Origin of the sequence: Pseudomonas sp. 3-2, assembly GCF_019710535.1 — a bacterium.
In the GTDB taxonomy this organism is placed as follows: domain Bacteria; phylum Pseudomonadota; class Gammaproteobacteria; order Pseudomonadales; family Pseudomonadaceae; genus Aquipseudomonas; species Aquipseudomonas pharyngis.
Map to the genome: position 1 here is coordinate 996,827 of NZ_CP081200.1, position 13,832 is coordinate 1,010,658.

The following is a 13,832-nucleotide window of genomic DNA, read 5'->3' on the forward strand; positions in this document are numbered from 1 at the left end:
CATGTCTTTAGCGGTGATTCAAATGGTCAGCCAGAGCGATGTGCTGGCCAATCTGCGCGATGCCCGACGTTTGCTCGAACAGGCAGCCAGCGCCGGCGCGAAGCTGGCGGTGTTGCCGGAAAACTTCGCGGCCATGGGCCGTCGCGACATCGCCGATATCGGCCGCGCCGAAGCGCTTGGCGAAGGCCCGATCCTGCCGTGGTTGAAACAGACCGCCCGCGACCTCAGGTTATGGATTGTGGCCGGCACCTTGCCGTTGCCGCCGGCGGGTCAGCCTGAGGCGAAGTCCCATGCCTGCTCGCTGCTGGTGAACGATCAGGGCGAAATCGTTGCACGCTATGACAAGTTGCACCTGTTCGATGTCGACGTAGCGGACAATCGCGGCCGTTACCGCGAATCCGATGACTATGCTTATGGCAGTGGCGTGGTGGTCGCGGACACGCCGGTCGGACGACTGGGTCTGACGGTGTGCTACGACCTGCGCTTCCCGGAGCTGTACAGCGAACTGCGCGCTGCCGGGGCTGAACTGATTACCGCACCGTCGGCCTTCACCGCAGTGACAGGGGCGGCGCACTGGGATGTACTGACCCGCGCGCGGGCCATTGAAACCCAGTGCTACGTGCTGGCGGCAGCCCAGGGCGGAACGCATCCGGGGCCGCGGGAAACCTTTGGCCACGGGGCGATTGTCGACCCGTGGGGCCGCGTGCTGGCGCAGCAGGAACAAGGCGAAGCCGTGTTGCTGGCCGAGCGCGACAGCAATGAACAAGCGTCCATCCGGGCGCGAATGCCGGTGACCGGTCATCGGCGGTTTTTTTCGCAGGGCGCACAGCGACCTGCTTCAGAACACGAATTTAAGGCGTAAAACCTATGAGCGAGTTGTTGTCCTCAGTCAGTGATCACCTGTTGGCGCCCGGCGGCGTGACGATCGAGAGCCTGCAAGGCGTGCTCGGTGATCTGGCGGGTCCAGGCATCGATGCGGCCGACCTGTATTTCCAGGGGCAGATTTCCGAGTCCTGGTCGCTGGAAGACGGCATCGTCAAGGAAGGCAGTTTCAACCTCGACCAGGGTGTTGGCGTGCGTGCGCAGTCCGGTGAGAAAACCGGTTTTGCCTACAGCAACGCGATCACCCTGGAAGCCCTCGGCGCAGCGGCCCGTGCGGCCCGTTCGATTTCCCGCGCCGGGCAGAACGGCACGGTGCAGGCGTTCAGCACCCAGGACGTCGCCCAGTTGTATGCGCCGGACAACCCGCTGGAAGTCCTGAGCCGCGCTGAAAAAGTCGAACTGCTCAAGCGCATCGATGTGGCGACCCGCGCCCTCGATCCGCGTATCCAGCAGGTCAGCGTGAGCATGGCCGGGGTCTGGGAGCGGATTCTGGTGGCCTCGACCGACGGCGGCCTGGCGGCCGATGTGCGTCCGCTGGTGCGTTTCAATGTCAGTGTGATCGTCGAGCAGAACGGCCGTCGCGAGCGCGGCGGACATGGCGGCGGCGGGCGTACCGACTACCGTTATTTCCTCGCCGAAGACCGTGCCATGGGTTATGCCCGTGAGGCGTTGCGTCAGGCGCTGGTGAATCTGGAAGCGATTCCGGCACCGGCCGGGACCTTGCCGGTGGTTCTGGGCTCGGGATGGTCCGGCGTGCTGCTGCACGAAGCGGTCGGCCACGGCCTGGAAGGCGATTTCAACCGCAAGGGCAGTTCAGCCTACAGCGGACGCATGGGCGAAATGGTTGCCTCGAAACTTTGCACCATCGTCGATGACGGCACTCTGAGCGGTCGTCGCGGCTCCCTGAGCGTCGACGACGAAGGCACCCCGACCGAGTGCACCACGCTGATCGAAAACGGCGTACTCAAGGGCTACATGCAGGACAAGCTCAATGCACGCCTGATGGGCGTGGCCCGCACAGGCAACGGTCGTCGCGAATCCTACGCACACTTGCCGATGCCTCGGATGACCAACACTTACATGCTCGGCGGCCAGAGCGATCCGGCGGAAATCATCGCCTCGGTGAAAAAGGGCATCTACTGCGCCAACCTCGGCGGCGGTCAGGTCGACATCACCAGCGGCAAATTCGTGTTCTCCACCAGCGAGGCTTATCTGATCGAGGACGGCAAGATCACCGCGCCGGTCAAAGGCGCAACATTGATCGGCAACGGTCCGGAGGCGATGAGCCGGGTGTCGATGGTCGGTAACGATCTGGCGCTGGACAGCGGTGTGGGCACGTGCGGCAAGGACGGGCAGTCGGTGCCGGTGGGTGTGGGTCAGCCGACCCTGAAAATTGATGCGATCACCGTGGGTGGCACGGGCGCATAAGAAGGGATGGAGCTTCGGGTGGCGCGCGGTGCGGCCACCCGGTGGCGAATATCAGCGCAGACCGCGTTGAGTCTCGTCCAGCTCACGGATGTACTTGAAGATCTTGCGGCTCGACGCAGGAGGTTTGTTTTGCGCAACCTCGTGCTGGGCCTGACGGATCAGGGAACGCAGTTGCTGGCGGTCGGCGTCCGGATAATCGACGACGAATTTCTCCAGCACGGCATCGTCACCGGCGATCAGGCGATCACGCCAGCGTTCGAGGTTGTGGAAACGCTCGTTGTACTGACGGGTAGAGGCATCGAGTTGATCGAGCAAGGTGAGAATCGCGTCAGTGTCCTGATCGCGCATCAGTTTGCCGATGAACTGCAAGTGCCGTTTACGCGCGATGTTCGCGGTGTGCTTGGGCGCATCGGCCAAAGCCCGGCGCAAAGCGTCGGTCAATGGCAGTTTTGCCTGCAAGTCGGGCTTGAGCGTTGTAAGGCGCTCGCCAAGGTCAACCAGAGCATGCAGCTCGCGTTTGACCTGGGATTTGCTTTTTTCTCCCGTATCGAGGGAGTCGTCGTAAGAATCAACCATGGTGGCAGTCCGCAAAGAAACGCCGCCATGATAACCAGTCGGGGGCCGCTTGTCCGGCCCGGTCGCTCGAAGGCCCCAGCCGAAAGCAGAATTTGAGTGGAGATGAGCATGAGTGCAGTTGAAAGCGTCGGCCCACAGGCATTGCCGGCACTGCAGGAACAGGTCGAGCAGATCATCGCCGAAGCCCAGCGTCAGGGTGCCAGTGCCTGCGAAGTGGCGGTGTCGCTGGAGCAGGGCTTGTCGACGTCGGTGCGTCAGCGTGAGGTCGAAACGGTCGAGTTCAACCGCGATCAGGGTTTTGGCATCACGTTGTATGTCGGCCAGCGCAAGGGTTCTGCCAGCACGTCTGCCACCGGACCGGATGCGATTCGTGAGACAGTCGCCGCCGCGCTGGCGATCGCCAAGCACACATCGGAAGACGAAGCCTCGGGGCTGGCCGATGCCGCGCTGATGGCCAGGGATATTCAGGATTTCGACCTGTTCCACGAATGGGACATCACGCCGGAGCAGGCCATCGAGAAGGCGTTGCTCTGCGAAGCCGCTGCGTTCGACGCCGATGCGCGCATCAAGAATGCCGATGGCACCACGTTGAGCACTCATCAGGGCTGCCGCGTGTATGGCAACAGCCATGGTTTCATCGGCGGTTATGCGTCGACCCGGCACAGCCTGAGCTGCGTGATGATCGCCGAGGCCGATGGCCAGATGCAGCGCGATTACTGGTATGACGTGAACCGCCAGGGCAGCTTGCTGGCGGATCCTGTGAGCATTGGTCAGCGTGCAGCACAGCGCGCGGCGAGTCGCTTGGGTGCGCGCCCGGTGCCGACCTGCGAAGTGCCTGTATTGTTTTCGGCGGAACTGGCGGGTGGGTTGTTCGGCAGCTTCCTGTCGGCGATTTCCGGCGGCAGTCTGTACCGCAAATCGTCATTCCTCGAAGGCACTTTGGGGCAGAAGCTGTTCCCGGAATGGCTGACCATCGACGAGCGTCCGCATCTGATGCGTGCCATGGGCAGTGCTTCCTACGATGGTGACGGCCTGGCGACCTATGCCAAACCGTTCGTCGAGAAAGGCGAGCTGGTCTCGTACATCCTCGGCACCTATTCCGGTCGCAAACTCGGCATGCCGAGCACCGCCAACGCGGGCGGTGTGCATAACCTGTTCGTTACCCATGGCGATGAAGACCAGGCCGCCTTGCTGCGACGCATGGGTCGTGGCCTGTTGGTCACCGAATTGATGGGTCATGGTCTGAACATGGTGACCGGGGATTACTCGCGTGGTGCGGCAGGTTTCTGGGTCGAGAACGGTGAAATCCAGTTCGCAGTGCAGGAAGTGACCATCGCCGGCAACATGCGCGACATGTTCAAGCAGATCGTCGCGGTGGGTAACGATCTGGAACTGCGCAGCAACATTCGCACCGGTTCGGTGTTGATCGAAAAGATGACTGTCGCTGGCAGCTAAGCCCAGGCCGGTACACAAAAAGGCGCGTCACCCGATTGGGTGGCGCGCCTTTTTCATGTCTGCAAATTTTTTGGGCTGCTCAGGGCAGCTGAAAAGCCACCCTTGTTTTGGTTCTCATTATCATCTAATAATAAATCTCATTATCGGATGAGCCCAGGATCATGAGTTCTGCCTTGCACGAGCAGCCGTACCTCGAAAGCTGGCGCTGGATGAGTCGCCAGATCCGTTGCGCGATGGATCCCGACGAACCACGACTGATCGAACATTACCTGGCCGAAGGCCGGTATCTGGCCTGCTGCACGGCGACCTCGCCCTGGATGATCGCTGAAACCTCCTTCCGTCTGCTGCTCGACACGGCCACCGATATCGCGTTGCCGTGGCACTGGCGCAGCCTGTGTCTCGATCAAGCCTGGCGCCCCTTGCGTGAAATGGAGCGCCTGTCGCTGTGCAAGTGCCGGCTCAAACGCTGGCAAAGCTACACCTGGCAGCTCGCCACCTGCGAGTTGCAACCCTCGATTCCTCTCATTGAATTAGTCCAAGGATTTACCGATGACCAAGACACGTATTGAGCGCGACAGCATGGGCGAACTGCAGGTGCCGGTGGACGCTCTCTACGGCGCGCAGACCCAGCGCGCAGTGGATAACTTCCCGATCAGCGGCAAGCCGATGCCGACCCAGTTCATCCGCGCCCTGATTCTGGCCAAAGCGGCCGCCGCGCGCGCCAACGTTGAACTCAACCAGCTCAGCGCAGCGCAAGGCAAAGCCATCAGCGATGCCGCCCAAGGGTTGTTGGAAGGCGACTTCATGCGGCATTTCCCGGTGGACATCTTCCAGACCGGTTCTGGCACCAGCTCCAACATGAACGCCAATGAAGTGATCGCCACCCTGGCCAGCCGCTTGCTCGACGAACCGGTGAACGCCAACGACCACGTCAACTGTGGGCAGAGCAGCAACGACATCATCCCGACCACCATCCACGTCAGCGCTGCGCTGGCTTTGCACGAACAACTGCTGCCGGCGCTGTTGCATCTGGTGCAAGTGATCGAGCGCAAGGCCGAGCAGGTGCATCACCACGTCAAGACCGGCCGCACCCACTTGATGGACGCCATGCCGGTGCGCATGAGTCAGGTGCTCAACGGTTGGGCGCAGCAACTCAAGGCCAATATCGGTCACCTGCAGGATTTGCTGCCAAGCCTGCAATCCCTGGCCCAGGGCGGCACGGCGGTCGGCACCGGAATCAACGCGCATCCGGAATTTGCTGCGCGTTTCAGCCGCCAATTGAGCCAGTTGACCAACGTCCAGTTCACGCCGGGCAAGGATCTGTTCGCCCTGATCGGCTCGCAAGACACCGCTGTGGCCGTATCGGGCCAGCTCAAGGCCACCGCCGTTTCACTGATGAAAATTGCCAACGACCTGCGCTGGATGAACTCCGGCCCGCTCGCCGGGCTCGGTGAAATCGAGCTTGAGGGCCTGCAGCCTGGCTCATCGATCATGCCAGGCAAGGTCAACCCGGTGATCCCGGAAGCCACCGCCATGGTAGCTGCGCAAGTGATCGGCAATGACTCGGTGATCACCATCGCCGGTCAATCAGGCAATTTCGAGCTGAACGTGATGCTGCCGATCATTGCCCAGAATCTGCTGAGCAGCATTGAGTTGCTGACCAACTCCAGCCGTTTGCTGGGTGACAAGGCCATCGCCACCTTCAAGGTCAACGAGTCGCGCCTCAAGGAAGCGCTGTCGCGCAACCCGATTCTGGTGACCGCGCTCAACCCGATCATCGGTTACCAGAAAGCTGCCGAGATTGCCAAGCAGGCCTACAAGCAGGGTCGCCCGGTGATCGACGTTGCGCTGGAGCACACCGACCTGTCGCGCAGCCAGCTGGAAGAGTTGCTCAATCCCGAGAAACTCACCGCCGGCGGCGTGTAAGCACCGCAACCGCTTTGGAGGTTCACCATGGAGCACTGGAAACGCACGATCGAACGGGCCAATCGCTGCTTCATGCTGGGCGAGCTGATCGATGCCCGCGAGGCCTACCTGCAAGCATTGGCCCTGGCGCAGGTGTTGTTCGAGCGCTGGGCCGATGCCGACGAAGCGGTGGCGGCCTGCGTCATCTCCCACCACAACCTGGCGGATCTGCATCTGCGCCTGAATCAGCCGGAGGAGAGCGCCGAGTACCTGTGCGCGATCCACCAGCGCCTGTTGCAGACCATGCAGGACGAGCGCCTGCGTCCGGCGCTACGTGAGGCGGCGTTGCGCCAGAGCAGCAAAACCTATGTCGAGCTGCTCAATTTCATCAGCGAACACGGCGAATACCCGCGCACCCAGCGTTTGCTGCACCCGGATACCGGCAACGCGCGCCGCGCGCCTGCCCCACATCACCATGGAGTCCATTGAAATGGCTTTTACCCTGCCAGCCTTGCCTTACGCCTACGACGCACTGGAGCCGCACATCGATGCGCAAACCATGGAGATCCACTACACCAAGCATCATCAGACTTACATCAACAACCTGAACGCTGCGGTCGAGGGCACCGAATTCGCGGAATGGCCGGTGGAAAAACTGGTCGCCAGCGTCCAGCAACTGCCGGAAAAACTGCGCGCGGCGGTGATCAACCAGGGCGGCGGTCATGCCAACCATTCGCTGTTCTGGGAAGTCATGGCGCCTAACGGCGGTGGCAAACCGGACGGTGCGCTGGCCAGGGCGATCGATGAGCAGCTGGGTGGCCTCGACAGCTTCAAGGAAGCCTTCACCAAAGCCGCGTTGACCCGTTTCGGCAGTGGCTGGGCGTGGCTCAGCGTCACGCCCGACAAGAAACTGGTGGTGGAAAGCAGCGGCAACCAGGACAGCCCGCTGATGAACGGCAACACGCCGATTCTCGGGCTCGACGTGTGGGAACACGCGTACTACCTGCGTTATCAGAACCGTCGGCCGGAATACATCAGCGCGTTCTACAACGTGATCAACTGGCCACAAGTTGCTGCGCGCTATCAGGCGGCGCTGGTTTAAGTCTTCTATAAAAACAATTCCAAGGCGGACTATGGGCACTGAGACACTGGCGATCGGAAGTGGGCGCATGTTTCGTTACGCAATCGGATCGCTGCTGCTGTTGGCGGGCATGACCTTGCTGGTCGCGCATGGGCTGGAATGGCTGAATCTGGAACCGAGACTGTCGCGGGCATTGCAGGGCGGCGCGATCTGCGCCCTCGGCACCGCACTCGGGGCAGTTCCGGTGCTGGTGATCCGCAACATGCCCCAGGCGCTGGGCGATACGCTGCTGGGTTTTGGCGCTGGCGTGATGCTGGCGGCAACCGCGTTTTCGTTGATCGTACCGGGAATCGCCGCCGCCGAAAGTCTGGGACTGAGCCCATGGGGCGCCAGCGGCCTGATTTGCTTCGGCATCATGCTCGGGGCGTTCGGCCTGTATCTGGTTGATCGCCGTGTGTCGGGGGCCTCGCCGGAAATGCTCATCGGCACCGTCGAACATCCGGTGATTCCGCCACGGATCTGGTTGTTCGTGTTCGCCATCATTGCCCATAACATCCCGGAAGGCATGGCGGTCGGTGTCTCGGCGGGCGGTGGAATGCCGGACGCAGACAGTCTGGCCATGGGCATTGCCTTGCAGGATGTGCCCGAAGGGCTGGTGATTGCCCTGGTACTGGCTGGTGCCGGTATGTCGCGGGTCAAAGCGTTTTTGATTGGCGCAGCGTCAGGTCTGGTCGAACCAATGTTCGCGCTGCTCTGTGCGTGGCTGGTCAGTCTTGCCGAACTGTTGCTGCCCTTGGGATTGGCGTTGGCGGCGGGCGCCATGCTGCTGGTGGTGACTCACGAAGTCATCCCCGAGTCGCGACGCAATGGCCATGAGAAGCTGGCAAGCCTGGGGTTGCTGATCGGCTTCTGTCTGATGATGGTGATGGATACCGCGTTGGGCTGAACCGGGAGGAGGGAGCAAGCTCCCTCACTTCAAGTGTTTCAACCACCTTCGTCGAAGTAGTTGTTGATCAGTGTCACCAGCGCGTCCATGGCTTCCTGTTCCTGATGGCCTTCGGTACTCAGGTGGATTTTGGTGCCCTTGCCGGCTGCGAGCATCATCATCGCCATGATGCTTTTACCGTCAACCGTGGTTTCCGGGGTGCGGCCGACTCTGATCGTGCAATCGGGAAACTGGCCCGCCACTCCGACGAATTTTGCCGATGCGCGGGCGTGCAGGCCCAGCTTGTTGATGATTTCGATTTCACGAGCAGGCATCGCGGTGTGAATCCTTTAGCTGAGGTCGCGGTGGCGAACCTGGACGTTCTTCAGGGTCTTCTGCAGCGCCTGGCCAAGACGTTCGGTCAGGTAAACGGAACGGTGATGCCCGCCGGTGCAGCCGATGGCAATGGTGACGTAAGCGCGGTTACTCGCGGCAAAGCGCGGCAACCATTTGTGCAGGTACGTGTAAATATCCTGGTACATCTCCTCGACCTCAGGCTGCGCCGCCAGATACTCGGCGACCGGCTGATCGAGACCGGATTGCGCGCGCAGTTCAGGTTTCCAGTACGGGTTCGGCAGGCAGCGTACATCGAACACCAGATCCGCATCCACCGGCATGCCGCGTTTGAAACCGAAAGACTCCACCAGAAACGCGGTACCCGGCTCCGGCTGGTTCAACAGGCGCAGCTTGATGGTGTCGCGCAGTTGGTAGAGGTTCAGATTGGTGGTATTGACCTTCAGATCGGCCAGATCGGCAATCGGGCCCAGCAGGGCGGTTTCGTCGTCGATGGCTTCGGCCAGCGAGCGGTTGGCATTGCTGAGCGGGTGACGACGACGAGTTTCCGAAAAGCGTTTGAGCAACGTTTCGTCATCGGCGTCGAGGTACAGGACATCGCACTGGATGTGCCGGCTGCGCACTTCCTCGAGCAACTCTGGAAAACGTGACAGATGACTCGGCAGGTTGCGGGCGTCGATCGAGACGGCCACCAGCGGCTGGAGCATTTCGGTATGAACCAGCGCACGTTCGGCCAGATCCGGCAGAAGGCCTGCCGGCAGGTTATCGATGCAGTAGTAACCGTTGTCCTCAAGGACATCCAGGGCAGTACTTTTACCCGAGCCGGAACGGCCACTGACAATGATCAAGCGCATGGTTACGGCCTGTTCTGTTCTTCCAGTACAACCTGGTACAAGGCTTCGTTGCTTGGCGCGCTGCGCAGTCTGTCGCGCACGTCCTTGCGGTCGAGCATGCTGGCGATCTGGCGTAACAGCTCCAGGTGTGCATCGGTGGCGGCTTCCGGTACCAGCAGGACGAAGAGCAAGTCCACGGGCGCGCCGTCGATAGCGTCGAAATCGATAGGGGCATCAAGGTGCATCAGCGCACTGATCGGCGCTTCGCAGCCCTTGAGGCGGCAGTGGGGAATGGCGATGCCGTTGCCAAAACCGGTGGAGCCCAGTTTTTCACGGGCAATCAATGCCTCGAAGACATCTTGCATCTCCAGATCCGGAACTTCCCGGGCGATCAGGTTGGCAATTTGTTCCAGGGCTTTCTTTTTACTGCCGCCCGGCACGTTCACCAGGGAACGGCCGGGGGTCAGGATACTTTCAAGTCGGATCATGGGGGTGGGGGTTATCGACCGGTAGCGCCCTGAAGCAGGCTCTGGGTCTTTTCCTTATGCTTTTTGAGTTGTTTATCAAGCTTGTCGGTCAGCGCGTCGATCGCAGCGTACATATCGGTATGTTCCGCGTTTGCGACGACCTCATTGCCGGGAATATGCAGCGTGGCTTCGATTTTCTGCTTCAGTTTTTCGACGCACATCGTGACTTGCACGTTGGTGATCTTGTCGAAATGCCCTTCGAGCTTCTTGAGCTTGAGCTCGATGTACTCGCGCAGAGGCTGGGTAACTTCCAGTTGGTGTCCACTGATGTTGACTTGCATACAGCTTCTCCTTCGTTGCCAGTGCATAAAGCGGCAGGCCGAAGAGCCTGCCACTGGAACGCTGTAACGTGGCTTACATCAACCGCTTGCGTTCGCTCGAAGGCGCGATTCCGAGGGATTCGCGGTACTTGGCGACGGTGCGGCGAGCCACCTGAATGCCTTGTGCCTCCAGTAAACCAGCGATCTTGCTGTCACTCAACGGCTTTTTCTGATTTTCCGCGGCAACCAGTTTCTTGATGATCGCGCGGATCGCCGTGGACGAGCATTCACCGCCCTCGGAGGTGCTCACATGGCTGGAGAAAAAGTATTTCAGTTCATATATGCCCCGTGGGGTATGCATGAATTTTTGCGTGGTTACGCGGGAAATCGTCGACTCGTGCATGCCAACCGCTTCTGCAATGTCGTGCAGGACCAGCGGCTTCATGGCTTCGTCGCCGTACTCCAGAAACCCGCGCTGGTGTTCGACGATCTGGGTGGCCACTTTCATCAGGGTTTCGTTGCGGCTCTGCAGGCTCTTGATGAACCAGCGGGCTTCCTGCAACTGGTTGCGCATGAAGGTGTTGTCGGCACTGGTGTCGGCGCGGCGCACAAAACCGGCGTATTGGGCGTTGACCCGCAGGCGTGGCACCGACTCCTGATTCAGCTCGACCAGCCAGCGCTCGTTGTCCTTGCGCACGATGACGTCAGGCACCACGTATTCGGCTTCGGTGGATTCGATCTGCGAACCGGGGCGCGGGTTCAGGCTCTGCACCAGTTCGATGACCTGGCGCAGCTCGTCTTCCTTGAGCTTCATGCGCCGCATCAACTGGCTGTAGTCGCGGCTACCGAGCAGGTCGATGTAATCGGTGACCAGGCGCTTGGCCTCGGCCAGCCAGGGGGTCTTGGCCGACAGCTGGCGCAATTGCAGCAGCAGGCATTCGCCCAGGTTACGTGCGCCGATGCCGGCCGGTTCGAATTGCTGGATGCGGTGCAGGACGGCTTCGATCTCGTCCAGCTCGATGTCGAGCTCCGGATCAAAGGCGTCGAGGATTTCTTCGAGGGTTTCGTCCAGGTAGCCCTGATTGTTGATGCAATCGATCAGGGTGACGGCGATCAGGCGATCGGTGTCGGACATCGGTGCCAGGTTCAACTGCCACAGCAGGTGGCTTTGCAGGCTCTCGCCGGCGGAGGTGCGGGTGGTGAAGTCCCACTCGTCATCGTCGCTGCTTGGCAGGCTGCTGGCGCTGGTCTGGTAGACGTCTTCCCAGGCGGTGTCCACCGGCAATTCGTTGGGGATTCGCTCGTTCCATTCGCCGTCTTCGAGGTTGTCGACTGTCGGCGCGGTCTCCTGATAGGAGGGTTCCTGGATCTCGGTGTTGGGCTTCTGTTCGGCGTTGTCGGCCATGGGATCGGAGTTGTCGAAGTCGTCGCCGTCTTCCTGGCGTTCGAGCATCGGATTGGATTCCAGAGCCTCCTGGATTTCCTGTTGCAGATCCAGGGTCGACAATTGGAGCAGGCGGATGGCCTGTTGCAGCTGCGGTGTCATCGTCAGCTGCTGGCCCATTCTCAAGACTAGCGATGGTTTCATGGCAGGGGCTTAACACCTTATTCGCCGGCGCTATGCGCCATCCACTACAGGGCGCCGGAGCGCCAAACTTAAGCAAATTATATGCCTGAAACTGTCGTGTTTGCCTAGAGCGCTGTAACAATAAAAGCGTATAAAAAGGCGCTTCAACGTTACAGCACCCGGACGGCTGGTCGGATGCTGTCGCGCTTACAGGCGGAACTCGTGACCCAGATAGACTTCCTTCACCAGATCGTTGGCGAGGATGGTCGCGGAGTCGCCTTCGGCGATCAACTGGCCGTCGTTGACGATGTAGGCGGTTTCGCAGATATCCAGCGTCTCACGGACGTTGTGGTCGGTGATCAGTACACCGATGCCCTTGGCCTTGAGGTGGTGGATGATCTGCTTGATGTCGCCGACCGAGATCGGGTCGACACCGGCGAACGGTTCGTCGAGCAGGATGAATTTCGGTGCCGTGGCCAGTGCGCGGGCGATTTCTACCCGGCGGCGCTCACCACCGGACAGGCTCATGCCGAGGTTGTCGCGGATGTGGCTGATGTGGAATTCCTGCAGCAGGCTTTCCAGCTCCTTGCGACGACCTGCCTTGTCGAGCTCCTGACGGGTCTCGAGGATGGCCATGATGTTGTCGGCCACCGACAGTTTGCGGAAGATCGACGCTTCTTGCGGCAGATAGCCGATACCGGCCTTCGCACGGCCATGCATCGGCTGGTGGCTGACGTCTAGGTCGTCGATCAGTACGCGACCCTGATCGGCCTGAACCAGGCCGACGATCATGTAGAAGCACGTGGTCTTGCCGGCGCCGTTCGGGCCGAGCAGGCCGACGATCTGACCGCTGTCGATCGACAGGCTGACGTCGCGCACGACCTGGCGGCTTTTATAGGCCTTGGCCAGGTGCTGAGCTTTCAGAGTTGCCATTACTGGGTTTTCTCGTCGGTTTTCTTCTTCGGCTGGATCACCATGTCGATGCGCGGACGCGCTTCGGTGACCTTGCTGCCAGTGGCTCGACCGGCGCTGGCCAGTTTCTTCACCGTGTCATAGACGATTTTTTCGCCCTGAGTGGTGTTGTTGTCCTTGTCGACGACTTTGGCCTTGTCGATCAGAACAACGCGGTTCTGCTGTGCGTGGTACTGAATGGTCACGCCCCAGCCCTGAACGGGTTTGGCATCACCGGCAGTCTGCAACTGTTCGAAGTAGGCGAGGTTGCCGACCGAGGTCACGACGTCGATGTCGCCGTTAGGCGCACGGGTCATGGTCACGGTGTTGCCTTTGACGATCATCGAACCCTGGGTGATGATCACGTCGCCTTTGTAGGTGGCAACGCCGTTCTTGTCGTCCAGTTGGGCATCGTCGGCCTGAATGCGGATTGGCTGCTCTTGATCGTTCGGCAGAGCCCAGGCGCTCACGCTTCCCAGTGCTGCGCCCAGACTGAGCAAAATAGGGAGGGTTTTAACGAGCCTCATACTGTCCTCTTACGTTCGATAGCAGGTGTATCCTGCTTTCCTTCAAATACGCTTTCATTCCTACGCCAGTCGATACACCGCCAGCGCCGTCGATTCTAACGGGTTGCTGGGTCTGCGCATATTGCTGCTGCGGGAACACCGTCATGCGAGTGGAGGTGATCAGGGTGTCGCGGTTCTTTTCGTCGGTGCGCTTGACGCGTACCGAGTCGATCAGCTCGACCTCGGTGCCACCGGAGTTCACTTCGCCGCGCTCACTGGTCACGTGCCATGGGAAATCGGTGCCACGGAACATGTTCAGATCAGGCTTGGTGACCAGTGTAATGTCGGTCGCCTTGACGTGCTCAGCCTTGTCGGACGTCATTTCGTACTGCACTTTGCCGTCTTCGAGGTACTGGATCGTGTGCGTATTGGTCGCGTACCAGTCGATCGGGCTTTCCTCTGCCGAAACCGGCGGTTTGTCGAGGAAGCGTTCCGGGCTGATGTTCCAGTAGCCGACCGCGCCGAATATCGCTGCGATACAACCGAACAACAAGATGTTGCGAAACTTTTTGCTAAACATGG

General features: G+C 60.5%; 17 protein-coding genes. 8 read left to right on the forward strand and 9 right to left on the reverse strand.

Annotated elements, in window-relative coordinates; genetic code table 11:
- Position 1: 1 nt before the first annotated feature.
- Both K3819_RS04340 and tldD read left to right on the forward strand, forming a co-directional pair.
- On the forward strand, positions 2-862 hold the full coding sequence (locus K3819_RS04340; RefSeq protein ID WP_221398709.1) for a carbon-nitrogen hydrolase family protein: 861 nt from the start codon (positions 2-4) through the stop codon (positions 860-862).
- Positions 863-867: 5 nt separating this feature from the next.
- Positions 868-2,310 carry a metalloprotease TldD gene (gene tldD, locus K3819_RS04345; protein ID WP_007953601.1) on the forward strand — a complete coding sequence of 481 codons (1,443 nt, stop codon included), beginning with the start codon at positions 868-870 and terminating at the stop codon, positions 2,308-2,310.
- 51 nt (positions 2,311-2,361) lie between these two features.
- Here the strand turns inward: tldD and yjgA are convergent, their stop codons facing one another.
- Positions 2,362-2,886 (reverse strand): ribosome biogenesis factor YjgA, encoded by a 525-nt coding sequence (gene yjgA / locus K3819_RS04350; RefSeq protein WP_007953598.1) that lies wholly within the window; start codon positions 2,884-2,886, stop codon positions 2,362-2,364.
- A gap of 108 nt (positions 2,887-2,994) precedes the next feature.
- Between yjgA and pmbA the strand changes: the two genes are divergently transcribed.
- From pmbA to K3819_RS04380, 6 genes are all read left to right on the forward strand, one after another.
- Positions 2,995-4,341: a metalloprotease PmbA gene (gene pmbA, locus K3819_RS04355; protein WP_409348318.1), complete on the forward strand. Its 1,347-nt coding sequence runs from the start codon at positions 2,995-2,997 to the stop codon at positions 4,339-4,341.
- Between the two features lie 161 nt (positions 4,342-4,502).
- Positions 4,503-4,910, forward strand: coding sequence for a FagA protein (locus K3819_RS04360; protein ID WP_085647688.1), 408 nt, complete (start codon positions 4,503-4,505; stop codon positions 4,908-4,910).
- The gene (locus K3819_RS04365; RefSeq protein WP_221398711.1) at positions 4,891-6,267 is read left to right on the forward strand and encodes a lyase family protein; all 1,377 of its coding nucleotides are present in this window, start codon (positions 4,891-4,893) and stop codon (positions 6,265-6,267) included. The genes K3819_RS04360 and K3819_RS04365 overlap by 20 nt, the downstream gene beginning before the upstream one ends.
- A 27-nt stretch (positions 6,268-6,294) precedes the next feature.
- Complete coding sequence (locus K3819_RS04370) at positions 6,295-6,735, forward strand: hypothetical protein (RefSeq protein WP_007953590.1); 441 nt, start codon at positions 6,295-6,297, stop codon at positions 6,733-6,735.
- 1 nt (position 6,736) lies between these two features.
- Positions 6,737-7,348, forward strand: coding sequence for a superoxide dismutase (locus K3819_RS04375; protein ID WP_221398712.1), 612 nt, complete (start codon positions 6,737-6,739; stop codon positions 7,346-7,348).
- Positions 7,349-7,379: 31 nt separating this feature from the next.
- Positions 7,380-8,273, forward strand: coding sequence for a ZIP family metal transporter (locus K3819_RS04380; RefSeq protein WP_221398713.1), 894 nt, complete (start codon positions 7,380-7,382; stop codon positions 8,271-8,273).
- A 38-nt stretch (positions 8,274-8,311) separates the two neighbouring features.
- Here the strand turns inward: K3819_RS04380 and K3819_RS04385 are convergent, their stop codons facing one another.
- The 8 genes from K3819_RS04385 to lptC all read right to left on the reverse strand — a co-directional run bounded on the left by K3819_RS04385 (position 8,312) and on the right by lptC (position 13,830).
- Positions 8,312-8,587 carry an HPr family phosphocarrier protein gene (locus K3819_RS04385; RefSeq protein WP_085611337.1) on the reverse strand — a complete coding sequence of 92 codons (276 nt, stop codon included), beginning with the start codon at positions 8,585-8,587 and terminating at the stop codon, positions 8,312-8,314.
- A gap of 15 nt (positions 8,588-8,602) precedes the next feature.
- Complete coding sequence (gene rapZ, locus K3819_RS04390) at positions 8,603-9,460, reverse strand: RNase adapter RapZ (RefSeq protein ID WP_221398714.1); 858 nt, start codon at positions 9,458-9,460, stop codon at positions 8,603-8,605.
- A gap of 2 nt (positions 9,461-9,462) precedes the next feature.
- Complete coding sequence (ptsN, locus tag K3819_RS04395; protein ID WP_007953580.1) at positions 9,463-9,927, reverse strand: PTS IIA-like nitrogen regulatory protein PtsN; 465 nt, start codon at positions 9,925-9,927, stop codon at positions 9,463-9,465.
- An 11-nt stretch (positions 9,928-9,938) separates the two neighbouring features.
- A complete protein-coding gene (gene hpf, locus K3819_RS04400) occupies positions 9,939-10,247 on the reverse strand; it encodes a ribosome hibernation-promoting factor, HPF/YfiA family (protein WP_011332471.1) in 309 nt (102 codons plus the stop codon).
- A gap of 73 nt (positions 10,248-10,320) precedes the next feature.
- The gene (locus tag K3819_RS04405; RefSeq protein ID WP_011332472.1) at positions 10,321-11,814 is read right to left on the reverse strand and encodes an RNA polymerase factor sigma-54; all 1,494 of its coding nucleotides are present in this window, start codon (positions 11,812-11,814) and stop codon (positions 10,321-10,323) included.
- A 186-nt stretch (positions 11,815-12,000) separates the two neighbouring features.
- Entirely contained in the window at positions 12,001-12,726 is a 726-nt protein-coding gene (gene lptB / locus K3819_RS04410; RefSeq protein ID WP_007953572.1) for an LPS export ABC transporter ATP-binding protein, read from the reverse strand.
- On the reverse strand, positions 12,726-13,271 hold the full coding sequence (gene lptA / locus K3819_RS04415) for a lipopolysaccharide transport periplasmic protein LptA (RefSeq protein WP_064593398.1): 546 nt from the start codon (positions 13,269-13,271) through the stop codon (positions 12,726-12,728). The genes lptB and lptA overlap by 1 nt, the downstream gene beginning before the upstream one ends.
- Entirely contained in the window at positions 13,258-13,830 is a 573-nt protein-coding gene (lptC, locus tag K3819_RS04420; protein ID WP_007953568.1) for an LPS export ABC transporter periplasmic protein LptC, read from the reverse strand. The genes lptA and lptC overlap by 14 nt, the downstream gene beginning before the upstream one ends.
- Positions 13,831-13,832 lie beyond the last annotated feature (2 nt).

Bases quoted from the DNA above. Each gene is read 5' to 3' on its own strand.
- K3819_RS04380 (WP_221398713.1), top strand. From the start codon at position 7,380: ATGGGCACTGAGACACTGGCGATCGGAAGTGGGCGCATGTTTCGTTAC.
- rapZ (WP_221398714.1), bottom strand. From the start codon at position 9,460: ATGCGCTTGATCATTGTCAGTGGCCGTTCCGGCTCGGGTAAAAGTACT.
- yjgA (WP_007953598.1), bottom strand. From the start codon at position 2,886: ATGGTTGATTCTTACGACGACTCCCTCGATACGGGAGAAAAAAGCAAA.
- lptA (WP_064593398.1), bottom strand. From the start codon at position 13,271: ATGAGGCTCGTTAAAACCCTCCCTATTTTGCTCAGTCTGGGCGCAGCA.
- K3819_RS04360 (WP_085647688.1), top strand. From the start codon at position 4,503: ATGAGTTCTGCCTTGCACGAGCAGCCGTACCTCGAAAGCTGGCGCTGG.
- K3819_RS04340 (WP_221398709.1), top strand. From the start codon at position 2: ATGTCTTTAGCGGTGATTCAAATGGTCAGCCAGAGCGATGTGCTGGCC.
- pmbA (WP_409348318.1), top strand. From the start codon at position 2,995: ATGAGTGCAGTTGAAAGCGTCGGCCCACAGGCATTGCCGGCACTGCAG.
- K3819_RS04375 (WP_221398712.1), top strand. From the start codon at position 6,737: ATGGCTTTTACCCTGCCAGCCTTGCCTTACGCCTACGACGCACTGGAG.
- lptB (WP_007953572.1), bottom strand. From the start codon at position 12,726: ATGGCAACTCTGAAAGCTCAGCACCTGGCCAAGGCCTATAAAAGCCGC.
- K3819_RS04405 (WP_011332472.1), bottom strand. From the start codon at position 11,814: ATGAAACCATCGCTAGTCTTGAGAATGGGCCAGCAGCTGACGATGACA.
- hpf (WP_011332471.1), bottom strand. From the start codon at position 10,247: ATGCAAGTCAACATCAGTGGACACCAACTGGAAGTTACCCAGCCTCTG.
- tldD (WP_007953601.1), top strand. From the start codon at position 868: ATGAGCGAGTTGTTGTCCTCAGTCAGTGATCACCTGTTGGCGCCCGGC.
- K3819_RS04365 (WP_221398711.1), top strand. From the start codon at position 4,891: ATGACCAAGACACGTATTGAGCGCGACAGCATGGGCGAACTGCAGGTG.
- ptsN (WP_007953580.1), bottom strand. From the start codon at position 9,927: ATGATCCGACTTGAAAGTATCCTGACCCCCGGCCGTTCCCTGGTGAAC.
- K3819_RS04385 (WP_085611337.1), bottom strand. From the start codon at position 8,587: ATGCCTGCTCGTGAAATCGAAATCATCAACAAGCTGGGCCTGCACGCC.
- lptC (WP_007953568.1), bottom strand. From the start codon at position 13,830: ATGTTTAGCAAAAAGTTTCGCAACATCTTGTTGTTCGGTTGTATCGCA.
- K3819_RS04370 (WP_007953590.1), top strand. From the start codon at position 6,295: ATGGAGCACTGGAAACGCACGATCGAACGGGCCAATCGCTGCTTCATG.